Source organism: Nocardioides sp. NPDC057772, assembly GCF_042798075.1.
Lineage (GTDB): Bacteria > Actinomycetota > Actinomycetes > Propionibacteriales > Nocardioidaceae > Nocardioides.
Genome location: NZ_JBHVKN010000033.1, coordinates 26,488 through 38,284, shown reverse-complemented (window position 1 = coordinate 38,284; position 11,797 = coordinate 26,488). Strand labels below are relative to the sequence as shown.

General features: G+C 69.3%; 10 protein-coding genes. All 10 read right to left on the bottom strand.

Translation table 11 applies throughout. The features are described 5' to 3' along the window. Positions 1–51: 51 nt before the first annotated feature. Positions 52–2,634, bottom strand: coding sequence for an ATP-dependent chaperone ClpB (clpB, locus tag ACFVJS_RS08675; protein ID WP_378878491.1), 2,583 nt, complete (start codon positions 2,632–2,634; stop codon positions 52–54). Positions 2,635–2,981: 347 nt separating this feature from the next. Then, positions 2,982–3,485, bottom strand: a complete 504-nt coding sequence (locus ACFVJS_RS08670) for a hypothetical protein (protein ID WP_378878490.1) — start codon at positions 3,483–3,485, stop codon at positions 2,982–2,984. After that, positions 3,482–4,078 (bottom strand): hypothetical protein, encoded by a 597-nt coding sequence (locus ACFVJS_RS08665; protein ID WP_378878489.1) that lies wholly within the window; start codon positions 4,076–4,078, stop codon positions 3,482–3,484. The genes ACFVJS_RS08670 and ACFVJS_RS08665 overlap by 4 nt, the downstream gene beginning before the upstream one ends. Further along, positions 4,075–5,220, bottom strand: coding sequence for an MlaD family protein (locus tag ACFVJS_RS08660; protein WP_378878488.1), 1,146 nt, complete (start codon positions 5,218–5,220; stop codon positions 4,075–4,077). The genes ACFVJS_RS08665 and ACFVJS_RS08660 overlap by 4 nt, the downstream gene beginning before the upstream one ends. Next, a complete protein-coding gene (locus tag ACFVJS_RS08655; protein ID WP_378878487.1) occupies positions 5,220–6,581 on the bottom strand; it encodes an MCE family protein in 1,362 nt (453 codons plus the stop codon). Before ACFVJS_RS08655 ends, ACFVJS_RS08660 begins: the two co-directional genes overlap by 1 nt. Further along, positions 6,581–7,633, bottom strand: coding sequence for an MCE family protein (locus ACFVJS_RS08650; protein WP_378878486.1), 1,053 nt, complete (start codon positions 7,631–7,633; stop codon positions 6,581–6,583). Before ACFVJS_RS08650 ends, ACFVJS_RS08655 begins: the two co-directional genes overlap by 1 nt. Further along, positions 7,630–8,643, bottom strand: coding sequence for an MCE family protein (locus ACFVJS_RS08645; protein WP_378878485.1), 1,014 nt, complete (start codon positions 8,641–8,643; stop codon positions 7,630–7,632). The genes ACFVJS_RS08650 and ACFVJS_RS08645 overlap by 4 nt, the downstream gene beginning before the upstream one ends. Beyond that, positions 8,643–9,674: an MCE family protein gene (locus ACFVJS_RS08640; RefSeq protein ID WP_378878484.1), complete on the bottom strand. Its 1,032-nt coding sequence runs from the start codon at positions 9,672–9,674 to the stop codon at positions 8,643–8,645. The genes ACFVJS_RS08645 and ACFVJS_RS08640 overlap by 1 nt, the downstream gene beginning before the upstream one ends. Then, positions 9,671–10,957, bottom strand: a complete 1,287-nt coding sequence (locus ACFVJS_RS08635) for an MCE family protein (protein ID WP_378878483.1) — start codon at positions 10,955–10,957, stop codon at positions 9,671–9,673. The genes ACFVJS_RS08640 and ACFVJS_RS08635 overlap by 4 nt, the downstream gene beginning before the upstream one ends. Further along, the gene (locus ACFVJS_RS08630; RefSeq protein ID WP_378878482.1) at positions 10,954–11,796 is read right to left on the bottom strand and encodes an MlaE family ABC transporter permease; all 843 of its coding nucleotides are present in this window, start codon (positions 11,794–11,796) and stop codon (positions 10,954–10,956) included. The genes ACFVJS_RS08635 and ACFVJS_RS08630 overlap by 4 nt, the downstream gene beginning before the upstream one ends. Between the last annotated feature and the right edge of the window lies 1 nt (position 11,797).

Genomic DNA, 11,797 nt, shown 5'->3' with positions numbered 1-11,797 from the left:
GAGTGGGCATCTGAGTGCCCACTCGGCCGACCGGGGTGACGCCTCGGCGGGTCAGACCTTCAGGGTGAGGCCGTCGCCGTCGCGGTCGACGGTGACCTGGCCACCGTCGGAGACCTCGCCACCGATGAGCATCCTCGCCAGCGGGTCGCCGATGGCGGACTGGATGAGGCGGCGGAGGGGGCGGGCGCCGTACGCCGGGTCGTAGCCGGTCTCGGCGAGCCACTCCCGAGCCTCCGTGGTGACGGAGATCGAGATGCGGCGGGCGGCGAGGCGCTTCTCCAGGAGACCCAGCTGGATGTCGACGATCTTGGTGAGGTCGGCCAGGGAGAGGGCATCGAACATGACGACCTCGTCGAGGCGGTTGAGGAACTCGGGCTTGAACGATCCCCGGACCACCGCCATGACGGACTCGCGCTTCGCGTGCTCGTCCAACACCGGGTCGACCAGGAAGTTCGAGCCGAGGTTGGAGGTGAGGATGAGGAGCGTGTTGCGGAAGTCGACCGTGCGGCCCTGACCGTCGGTCAGGCGACCGTCGTCGAGCACCTGCAGCAGGATGTCGAAGACCTCGGGGTGAGCCTTCTCGACCTCGTCGAGCAGCACCACCGAGTAGGGCCGACGGCGCACCGCCTCGGTCAGCTGACCACCCTCGTCGTAGCCGACGTAGCCCGGAGGCGCGCCGACCAGGCGGGCGACCGAGTGCTTCTCGGAGTACTCGGACATGTCGATGCGTACGATCGCGCGCTCGTCGTCGAAGAGGAAGTCGGCCAGCGACTTGGCGAGCTCGGTCTTACCGGTGCCGGTCGGACCCAGGAACAGGAACGAGCCGGTGGGACGGTTGGGGTCGGCGATGCCAGCGCGAGAGCGTCGCACCGCGTCGGCGACCGCGGTGACCGCAGACTTCTGCCCGATCAGCCGCCGGCCGATGACGGACTCCATCTCGAGCAGCTTGGCCTGCTCGCCCTGGAGCATCTTGCCGGTCGGGATGCCGGTCCACGCCTCGACCACCTCGGCGATCTGCTCGGCGGCGACCTCCTCGCCGACCAGCCGATCGGTGACCTCGTCCTCGACGGCGGCCGCCTCGGCGATCTGGGCCTCGAGCACCGGGATCTTGCCGTAGAGGATCTCGGACGCCTCGCCCAGAGACCCTTCACGCTGCAGCCGCTCGGCCTCGATGCGGAGCGCGTCGAGCTGCTTGCGCAGGGCGCCCTCGCCCTCGAGCGAGGCCTTCTCCCGCTCCCAGCGAGCCTCCAGCTCGCGCAGCTCCTCCTCCTTGTCGGCGAGCTCCTTGCGCAGCGCCGCGTGGCGCTCCAGAGATGCGTCGTCGGACTCCTTGGAGAGCGCGAACTCCTCCATCTTCAGCCGGTCGACGGCGCGGCGGAGCTGGTCGATCTCCTCGGGAGACGACTCGATCTCCATCCGCAGCCGGGACGCGGCCTCGTCGATGAGGTCGATCGCCTTGTCGGGCAGCTGCCGGCCGGTGATGTAGCGATCGGACAGGGTCGCGGCGGCCACCAGCGCGGCATCGGTGATGCGGACACCGTGGTGGGCCTCGTACTTCTCCTGGATGCCGCGCAGGATCTGCACGGTGTCCTCCACCGACGGCTCACCGACGAAGACCTGCTGGAAGCGGCGCTCCAGGGCCGGGTCCTTCTCGATGCGCTCGCGGTATTCGTCGAGCGTGGTCGCACCGATCATGTGCAGCTCACCGCGCGCCAGCATCGGCTTGAGCATGTTGCCGGCGTCCATCGCGGAGTCGCCGCCGGCGCCCGCGCCGACGACGGTGTGGAGCTCGTCGATGAAGGTGATGACCTGACCCTCGGCGGCCTTGATCTCCTCCAGGACGGCCTTGAGCCGCTCCTCGAACTGACCGCGGTACTGGGCACCTGCGACCATCGCCGCCAGGTCGAGGCTCAGCACCCGACGACCCTTCAGGGAATCGGGTACGTCACCGGCGATGATCCGCTGGGCCAGCCCCTCGACGACGGCCGTCTTGCCGACGCCAGGCTCGCCGATGAGGACCGGGTTGTTCTTGGTGCGTCGGCTCAGGACCTGGATGACCCGGCGGATCTCGGCGTCACGGCCGATGACCGGGTCGAGCTTGCCCTTCTCCGCGGCCTCGGTGAGGTCCTGGGAGTACTTCTCGAGCGCCTCGTAGGAGTCCTCGGCGTCCTGGCTCGTCACCCGACGGTTGCCGCGGACGGCCTTCAGCGACTCGCGCAGGCCCTTCTCGGTGAGCCCCGCGGCCTTGAGCACCTTCTGCGCCGACGACTCGACCGTGGCCAGCGAGATCAGCAGGTGCTCGGTGGCGGCGTAGTCGTCCTTGAGGGACGTGGCCAGCGTGATCGCCCCCGCCAGGACGCGGGTCAGCGCCCCCGAGGCGGCGGGCTGCTGCACCGTCGACCCGCTGGCGCGCGGGAGCCCGGCGAGCTCGGCAGCGGCCGCTCGCGACAGCTCCTCGGCATCCACGCCGGACTTGGTGACCATCGACGTCGCGGTGCCCTCGTCCTGCAGCAGCGCGACGAGCAGGTGGATCGGCTCGGTCGTGGTGTTGCCCGCCGTCGTGGCGGAGAGCTGCGCGGCCTCGATCGCCTCGCGAGCCTTGGTGGTGAACTTGTCTGCCGAAAACTGGCTCATCTGTCTCTGCACTCCTCCTGGGGACGCGCCTCGAGTCTGTCGCGAGTGCCCTTCACCCGCATCTATCACAACACAACAAAAGTTGAGTCTGTTCCACTCAACTTTCACTATTTTCCATGTCTGGGCAGCGATCCCGGCGATCGGGCACACCCGCCGCCCACGTAGAGGAAACGGCCGCAGCGGTTCGAGCTGCGGCGGCGACCGATCCCACCGAGTCGGCGCAACTGCCCCACATAAAACCGCCGAGTCGGCGCGACTGTCTCAGGCGTGGATGACTCGGCCCGCCTCAGCGGGACAGACGCGCCGAGTCGGCGCGAAATCCTGGGACAGACGCGCCGAGTCGGGGATCAGAAGAGGTCGAGAGCCGTGACCTTCCACTCGCCGTCGACCTTGGCGGCCTCGACGGCGATCTGGGCTGCGGAGACGGACGACTCCTTGTCGGTGGAGCGCTGCGAGGCCTGGTCGAGGAAGACCAGCAGCGACGCCGAGTCAGCGTCGAGGGACTTGACCGCGGCGACCTGGATCTCGGCGGTGAGCACGAGCTGCTGACCGGGCGCCTTCTCCTGGAGCTGCTTGAAGAGGAGGTCGTACTCCTTACGGGCGTCGCCGGCCAGGAACTCGTCGGCGGCCGCAGCCGTCGGCCCAGGGTCGGCGAAGTTGTAGGAGAAGACCTGGAGCAGGCCGGTGGAGACGGCCGACTGCACCTCGGTGGTGGCCTCGGCGTCCACGACGGCCCGGTTGCCGACGTGGTCGGTCCTCCGCTCCCGGTCGGCCTGCCAGAACGCTCCGAGCCCGACGATGAGGGCGAGCGCGGCGAGGAAGGGCGCCCATCGGCGTACGAGAAGGCTCATGACATGTTCACCGCCACCTGCTCGAGGCTCTCCAGGAGCCAGTCGTCGCCGACCTTGACCAGGTCGGCCGCGAAGCGGTTCCGCTTGACGGTCGGCTCCGCGTCCTCACCCGAGGCAGAGCCGTCGCGCACCGTGATCTCGACCGCCGCGATCACCGTCGCGGTGTCGTCGTCGAGCTCGGTCACGGCGGCGTCCATCACCGAGCCGGTCGAGATCTTCTCCTGCTCGGCGAGGACCTTGCGGTCCTCGTCGGAGACGCTGGTCAGCTGGTCGTGCAGGGTGCCGGTGGTGACCGCGGCCCACCCCTTCAGCCCCTCGTCGACCTTTCGGTAGTCGAGCGAGTTGAGGGTCTCGATGTGGCTGGTCGCGACGATGAGCACCCGGTCGCGGCGGGCGGCCTCGTCGACCATCTCCTGGTCGTGGCCGCTCGCCCGCCACCAGGTGATCAGGCCGGCCGCCAGTACGCCCAGGGCCACCAGCGGGAGCGCCCAGGTGAGCACCCGGTCGCGCCTCGACGGCGGATCGGGTGCGTCCTTCGTGACCACCGAGGCCTCCGTCCGGGTCGCCATTCGTCGTTCCGTCGTCGTGCTCATCGCTCCCCCATCAGTCCGGCGAGCGTGGTGGGGACGCTAACCGTCCCCGGCTCGGCTGTCTCGGTGTTCGTGGTTTTCGGCCGGGGTACGGCAGTGCAGCCGGCCGCGGTGTTGAACGGCTTGCCCACGCTGTCGTCGGTGCCGGCACGCAGCTCGGTGCCCTCGTAGCCGGCGACGCAGGCGGTCGGGTTGAAGAACGACGGCATCAGGCTCAGCCGCGGCCCGTTGGAGGTGTTGATCGCCCAACCGATGCTGACCGCCTCCGGCACGGTCACGAAGGTCGACTCGAGCGCGGCGGCGTTGGTCCCGAAGAGCTGGGCCGGGGTGACCAGGTTGCTCATCAGGATCCCCAGCGGCTGCCCGACGTCCTTGACCAGCAGCGAGATCTCGGTGGCCGCGCCCGGCGCGGCCCCGATCAGGTCGCGCAGATCCTGGTCGGAGTCGGCGAGGGTCGCGGAGAACAGGGCGAGGTCGTTGCTCCACGCCTTGATGCTGGTCGCCGACTCCTCCTGGGTGGCGAGCACCTGGTCGGAGTTGCGGATCAGGCTCGCCGAGACCAGGAAGTTGCGGTCGGCCTCCTTCTGGAACGACAGCGAGGTGTCGACCAGCTTCCGCAGGTCGGAGCCGGCGCCCCGGGACAGCAGGTAGGACTCGTCGATCGTCGTCACCAGGGCGTCCTCCGGCACCGAGGCGACGAAGTCACGGCCGGTCTCGATGACCTGGGAGGCGTCGTACGGCAGCGCCTCCTCGCCGGCCGAGAGCCGGTCGCCGTCGGAGAGCCGGTCCTTCCCGACGGCGCCGCCGCGCAGGTCCAGGTACTGCTCGCCGATGGCCGACCGGTTGGCGACCTTCACGCTCACGTCCTTCGGGATGGCGGGTGCGTCGCCCTCGATCTCCAGCACGGCACGTACGCCGTCGGCCCCTGCCTCCAGGGACGTCACCTCACCCACGGGCACCCCGCGGTAGGTCACCTCCGAGTTGACGAAGAGGCCGCCGCCCTCAGGCAGCGAGACGTCGACGCGATAGGGCTCGTCGAGCAGGTCCAACCCGACGTAGCGGGCCCCGACATAGCTCGTGCCCACGAGGGCGAGGGCGACGAAGAGCCCGAGCTTGACGCGTACGCCTCCGGTCAGCCGTTGCATCATTCGCTCCCTTCCACGGAGCCGGTGCCGGCGTCGGACGCCGTGTCTTCGGGCGAGGTCTCAGAGGTCGCCGATCCTGACTCCGACGGCTCGGTCGGCGACTCCGACGGCGAACCCGACGGATCGGAGGGGGACGACGGCGAGGTCGACCCGGACTCCGACGGCTCCGAGGAGGACGAGCCACCGTCGGACGGCAGGATCGACTCACCCGGGATCGCCGGCGAGGACGAGCCCGGCACCGGCGAGGTGGTCGACGGCAACAGCCCCGGCGGTGCGCCCGACGCCCCGGGCCGGGAGATGACCGAGCCGCCGGACCCGCCCTCGACCGCAGGCTGCAGCCACTCGCAACCCTTGGACTGACAGCCCGCGGGAGTGCGGAAGTTCGTGACCATGAACAGGTTCAGGTAGTCGCCGCGGATCGCGTTCAGCACCTCGTCGGGGAACGGGTACGTGAAGAGGATCTCGAGCGCGTAGGGCAGGTCGGAGCCGGCCTTGGCGAGCTGGTCGAGGATCGGGTCGAGCAGCTTCAGGTCGGCGACGATGTCGTCCTGGGCCTCGTCGAGGGTGCGGATGGTGACCTTGGACAGCTTGTCGAGCGCCTCCAGCATGGCGACCAGCTGCGGCCGCTGCTCGACGAGCACCTGCATCCCGGGCGAGAGCCCCTCCAGCGCGTTCGCGATCTTCGTCTTGTCCTTCTCCAGGGTGACCGCCAGCCGGTTGAGCGACTCGATCGCGGAGGTGATCGACTCCGAGCGTGCGTCCAGGACCGAGACGAACCGGTCCATCTCCTTCAGGAAGGCCCGGATCTCCTCCGGACGACCGTCGGAGATCTTCTGCATCTCGCGGGAGATCTCCTGGAACTGCGCGATCCCGCCGCTGTTGAGCACCATCGACAGCGCCCCGAGGACCTCCTCGACCTGCGCGGCCGCCTCGGTGTCGCCCCTCCCGAGGACCGCACCATCACCCAAGGGCGCGCCCGCGACCGGCGTGGCGGGGCGGATCAGCGCGACGTACTTCTCTCCGAGCAGCGAGGTCTGCTGCAGCCGGGCCGTGGTGCCGGCGGGAAGCTCGACGTCGTCCCTGACCACCAGCGACACCCGCGCGCTGCGGCCGTCCTCGGCCAGCCGGATCTTGGCGACCCGACCCACCGCGACGTTGTCGACCTTGACGCTGGACTGAGGAACCAGATCGAGTACGTCGCTGAACTCCGCGCTCAGCGTGATGGGGTCCTCCCCCACGTCGGCACCGCCGGGCAGCGGAGCCTCGTAGACGCCGCCGCTGACCGCACCGAGACCGCAGCCGGAGAGCGTCAGGGCAGCCGCGGCGAGCACCGCCACGAGTGGCTTCGACAGAGACGACATCACTGCTCCTCTCCGACACCCGAACCGACACCCGAACCGACACCCGGCAGCAGCACCGGTGGCGCGTCCTCGGAGGTCTGGCCGCTGAGGCCGTCGCCGGACCACACGCTCAGCTCGTTGAGGTTGGTGCGGCCGACGAGGCTGTTGGTCGCCGGGTCGTAGGCGTTGACGTACTTCTGCAGCACCAGCGGGATCGTGGCGACCGCCTCCTCGAGCGACTCGTTCTGGTCGACGAGCACCTGGGTCGGCCCCTGCAGGTTCTCGACGCTGGTGCGCATCTCGGCGCGGTTGTCCTTGATGAACGACTCGAGCAGCGCGAGCGCCTCGCCGAGGTTGCCGACCGCAGAGGCCAGGTCGTCACGGTCCTCGGCGAGATACTCGGTGACCTGCGCGAACCGACGGTTGGCGTCCTCGACCCCGTCGTCGTGCGCGAGCAGGGTCTTGTTGAAGGTGTCGAGGTTCTCGACGGTGGCGAAGAAGTCCTGGTCGACATCGGCCAGGGTCGCCGACGCGTCGGCGCCCTCGCGGATCACCTGGTTGATGTCGGAGCCCTGCCCGTCGAGGTTGGCGGCCATCACCTCCAGGAACCGTGACAGCGCGCCGTGCTTGTTGGCGCCGTTCGGACCGAGCTGCTCGCCGGCCTCGGTCAACGAGGCGTAGAGGTCGTCGATCTCGACCGGCACGGCGGTCTCCTCGATGACGGTGCCGTCGCGGAGCTCGGGGCCGTCGACGTACGGCTCGGTGAGCTGCACGAAGCGGTCCGAGACCAGCGTCGGAGCCACGATCACGGCCTCGGTGTCGGCCGCGGCGGTCTGGCCCGGGTCGAGCCTCATCGAGACCTTCACGTGCTCGCCGGCCGGGGTCACCTCGGTCACCTCGCCCACCGGAACCCCGAGAATCTGCACGTCGGAGCCCGGATAGAGCCCCACGGAGGCCTCGAAGAGGGCCGAGAAGGTGGTCCCGCGACCCCCCTCCCGGATCCCGTACGCAGCACCCCACCCGATCGCCCCGACGACGGCGACCAGGAGCGCCCCGGCGATGAGCCGTCTCATTTCGTCCCTCCCGGTCGGCAGTCGCGCTCGACGTCGCTGTCGAGCACCGGCGCGTTGTTCTCGTCGAAGAGGCCGCAGCCGTAGACGTCGATCCACGGGCCGTTGCTCATCGAGGCGCCGATCACCCGGTAGTAGGCGCCGATCTGGGAGAGCGCCTTGTCGAGGTGGTCCTGGTTGCGTCGCAGGATCTCGGAGACCTGGTCGAGCTTCTCGAGCGCCGGCTGGAGCCGCTTCTGGTTGTCCTCGACCAGGCCGGAGACCTGCTTGGCGAGGTCGTCGGTATAGGTGAGCATCTGGTGGATCGCCCGCCGACGGGCCGCGAGCTCCTCGAGCAGCTTGTCGCCGTCCTCGATCAGGAGCCCGATCTCCTGGTTGCGCTCGGCGAGGGTGTCGGTGACCTCGGTCGTGGTCCGCAGCAGCTCGGCCAGCTCTTGGTCTCGCGAGGAGATCGTGCGGGAGAGCCGGGTCAGGCCGGAGACCATGCCGCGTACGTCCTCGGGGGTGTCCGCGAACACCTCCGACAGCGCGTCCATCGACTCCTCGACCTGAGCCATGTCGATCTCGTCGACCGTCGAGGACAGGTCGGAGAACGCGGCGTTGACGTCGTAGGGGGTGGTGGTCCGGGAGACCGGGATCGGCTCGCGGAGGCGGCCCGGGCCGCCCGGGTCCAGGGCGAGGAACTTGCGCCCCAGCAATGTCTTCACCTTGATCGACGCGGTCGTCTGCGACCCGAGCGTGACGTCCTTCGCGCGGAACCGGACCAGCACCTTGTCGCCGTCGAGCTCGAGCGAGGACACCTCGCCGACCTTCACCCCGGCGACCCGCGCCTCGTCACCGGGACGTATCCCGGCGGCCTCGGCGAAGTAGGCCTCGTAGGTGTCGCCACCGCCGATGACGGGCAGGTCCTCGGCGTAGAAGGTGGCGAAGAAGACGCCGGTCATGGCCAGGATCCCGACGACGGCGATCACGACCTTGTTGCGTTCGGCGAACGCCTTCGGATAGCGGGCCATCATCGGCACCTTCCTGCCGGGGCGTCCACGCCGAGGTCGCCGTAGTAGCCCTCGGGTTTCGGGATCCGCCCGTCGATGGAGCAGATGTAGAAGTTGAGCCAGCCGCCGTAGGTGGCCAGCCGGCCGATCTCGTCGGTCTTCTGCGGCATGGTGGTGAGGAACTCGGTCAGGACCTTGTCGTTCTCGGCGAGGTTCTCCGAGACGTCGCCGAGGGAGTCGATCGAGTCGCGCAGCGGCTCGCGGCCCTCCTGCAGCAGCCCGGTGACGCTCTGCGAGAGCGACCCCATCCCCTCGATGGTCGAGCCGAGCGTCTCCCGGTCGGCCGCCAGACCGGAGACCAGCCGCTGCAGCGTCACCAGGGTCGTGTCGAGCAGGCCGGTGCGCTGGCTGACCACCTCGAGGACCGAGTTGAGGTTGGTGATCAGGTCGCCGATCACCTGGTCCCGGTCGGCGAGGGTCGAGGTCAGCGAGGCCGTCGAGGAGAGCAGCGACTCGACCGTCGCGCCCTCGCCCTGGAAGACCGCGATGATCTGGGCGCTGAGGTTGTTGACGTCCTCGGGGTCGAGGAACTTGAACAGCGGCTGGAAGCCGTTGAACAGCATCGTCAGATCCAGGGCCGGCTCGGTCTCGTCGAGCGAGAACGTGTAGCCGGGCTTCAGCGCAGTGCCACCGGGAGCGCCCGGCTCCAGCGCGATGTAGCGCTGGCCGATCAGGTTGCGGAACCGGAGCTCCGCCCGGGTGCCCTCGACCATCGGCGCCGACTCGGCCGCGGTGAAGACGACCTCGGCGGTGTCGTCGTTGCGCAGCCCGATGGACTGGACGGTGCCGATCTTCACTCCCGCCATCCGCACGTCGTCGCCCTTGTTGAGGCTGGTCACGTCGGTGAAGAGCGCCGTGAACGTACGCCCCGACGAGGTCGATCCGTTGGAGATCGTCGTCGCCAGCGCGGCCATCGCCAGAACGGTCACCAGCGCGAAGACCACCGACTTGGTGAGCGTCACCGCGATCGAACCGCCAACACCTGCCCTCATCGCACGATCACCTCCGTGCCTCGCAGGGTCGGGCCGAGCAACAGGCTCGACCAGGTCGGGTACTCATCAGGTGCCATGCCTTCCGCTGGTGCCATCACCTCGGCGATCAGCTGGTTCTCGCCCTCGGAGTTCTGCTCCCCCAGGCCCGTCGTCGCACCGAAGGCGCGCACCCGGTCCGTCGGCGGTGCCTCGATCCGCTCGGCCGTGTCGGCCGTCCCTGCCGTCCCGGTGACGGCCGGCTGGCTGCCGGTCTGGCCGGTGACGTACGGGCATCGGGGGCCGCCGGTGCGCAGCTTCGGGGTGTAGCCGGCGGGATAGGGCTGCCGGATGTCGGAGACGCTGACCAGCGCGTGGAAGCCGGGCTCGTCGGTGCCCTTGCCGAGGTTCTTCGCCATCACCGGCGCGTAGTCGCGCAGGGCGCTGAACAGGCACGGGAAGGAGGAGGCGTACGGGCTGACCGCGCGGAGCGCGTCGCGCGAGGTGTCGGAGAGCACCACGATCGTTTCCCGGTTGCGCTCGAGCCAGCGGTCGGTGTCGGCCGCCGTGGTGGTCACCGACCGGAACGTCTCGGCGAGCTGTCGCTGCTGGTCGACCAGGGTCTCGGCGGTCACCGTCATGGTGTCGAGGGCCTCGAGCAGGTCAGGCGCGGCCTCCTCGTAGTGACCCGCGACCCGGCCGAGCGCGGCCAGGTCGTCGGCCATCTGCGGCACCAGCGGGTTGAGCTTCTTCAGGTAGGCCGCCCAGGCCGAGAAGACCTCGCCGATGTCGTCGCCGTTGTCACGAAGCATCGTGGCCAGCTCGCTCAAAGTCGCGTTGAGCTTGTGCGGCTGGATCGCCTTCAGCACCGGGAGCAGCTCGTCGAGCACCTGCTCCAGCTCGATCGCCTCGTCGGAGCGGTCCTGCTCGATGACGGCGCCGGCCTCGAGCTCCGGTCCCGACCCCGGCTGGAGGGCCACGTAGCGCTCCCCGAAGAGCGTCTTGGGCAGCAGCCTCGCCGTGGTGTCGGTCGAGAGATCGGAGAGCACCTCCGGCTCCAGCGCCAGGGTCAGCTCGGCGCCGCCCTCGCGGGCCGAGACCGTGCGGACCGTGCCGACCGGCACCCCACGCAGCTTGACGTCGGACCCTTCCTGGAGCGCGTTGCCCAGGGTGCCGGTGGTCAGCGTGACCTCGGAGCGGTCCACGAACGTCTGGTCGTAAGCGAGCCAGGCCCCGAGCGCCACCGCCGCGACCACGGCCAGGTAGCACAGGCCGAGGAAAGCGTCGCGAAGCCGTGAGAGCGTCATCCCGCGATCCTCACCGTCGTGGTCGCGCCCCACATCGCCATCGAGAGCGCCAGGTCGAGCAGCGCGACGACCACGATGGTCCGCCGCACCGAGCGCCCGACCGCGATCCCGACCCCGGACGGCCCACCGCTCGCGTAGAAGCCCAGCCGGCAGTGGATCAGGATGATCAGGATCGAGAAGATCAGCACCTTCCCGAAGCTCAGCAGGATGTCGATGGGCGGCAGGAAGAGCTGGAAGTAGTGGTCGTACGTCCCCGCCGACTGCCCATGGAAGTAGACCGTCACGATCCGCGAGCCCGCATACGACGTCAGCAGTCCGACGACGTAGAGCGGGATGATCGCCACGAAGCCGGCGACGACGCGGGTCGAGACCAGGTAGGGGATCGTGCCGAGGCCCATGACCTTGACCGCGTCGATCTCCTCGTTGATTCGCATCGCGCCGAGCTGAGCGGTGAACCCGGCGCCGACGGTCGCGCTCATGGCCAGCGCGGCGACCAGCGGCGCGATCTCGCGGGTGTTGAAGTAGGCGGAGATGAACCCGTTGAGCGTCGAGGTGCCGATCTGGTCGAGTGCTGCGTACCCCTGCATGCCGACGACCGTGCCGACGAAGATGCTCATCCCCGTCATCACCCCGATCGTGCCGCCGATGACGGCGAGCGCGCCGGTGCCGAAGGAGACCTCGGAGAGGATCCGGAGGATCTCGCGCGGGTAGTGCCGGATCGCCGACGGGATCCCGAGCAGCACCTTGCCGTAGAACCGGATGTCCTTCCCGGTCCGCACCAGCCCGTCCAGCGAGCGGTCGAGCCGCGACCGCTTCTTGACCACGTCCACGGTCGCCATC

Excerpts from the sequence above, each read along its gene's own strand:
- clpB (WP_378878491.1), bottom strand. The coding sequence starts at position 2,634 with ATGAGCCAGTTTTCGGCAGACAAGTTCACCACCAAGGCTCGCGAGGCG.
- ACFVJS_RS08670 (WP_378878490.1), bottom strand. The coding sequence starts at position 3,485 with ATGAGCCTTCTCGTACGCCGATGGGCGCCCTTCCTCGCCGCGCTCGCC.
- ACFVJS_RS08665 (WP_378878489.1), bottom strand. The coding sequence starts at position 4,078 with ATGAGCACGACGACGGAACGACGAATGGCGACCCGGACGGAGGCCTCG.
- ACFVJS_RS08660 (WP_378878488.1), bottom strand. The coding sequence starts at position 5,220 with ATGCAACGGCTGACCGGAGGCGTACGCGTCAAGCTCGGGCTCTTCGTC.
- ACFVJS_RS08655 (WP_378878487.1), bottom strand. The coding sequence starts at position 6,581 with ATGTCGTCTCTGTCGAAGCCACTCGTGGCGGTGCTCGCCGCGGCTGCC.
- ACFVJS_RS08650 (WP_378878486.1), bottom strand. The coding sequence starts at position 7,633 with ATGAGACGGCTCATCGCCGGGGCGCTCCTGGTCGCCGTCGTCGGGGCG.
- ACFVJS_RS08645 (WP_378878485.1), bottom strand. The coding sequence starts at position 8,643 with ATGGCCCGCTATCCGAAGGCGTTCGCCGAACGCAACAAGGTCGTGATC.
- ACFVJS_RS08640 (WP_378878484.1), bottom strand. The coding sequence starts at position 9,674 with ATGAGGGCAGGTGTTGGCGGTTCGATCGCGGTGACGCTCACCAAGTCG.
- ACFVJS_RS08635 (WP_378878483.1), bottom strand. The coding sequence starts at position 10,957 with ATGACGCTCTCACGGCTTCGCGACGCTTTCCTCGGCCTGTGCTACCTG.
- ACFVJS_RS08630 (WP_378878482.1), bottom strand. The coding sequence starts at position 11,796 with ATGGCGACCGTGGACGTGGTCAAGAAGCGGTCGCGGCTCGACCGCTCG.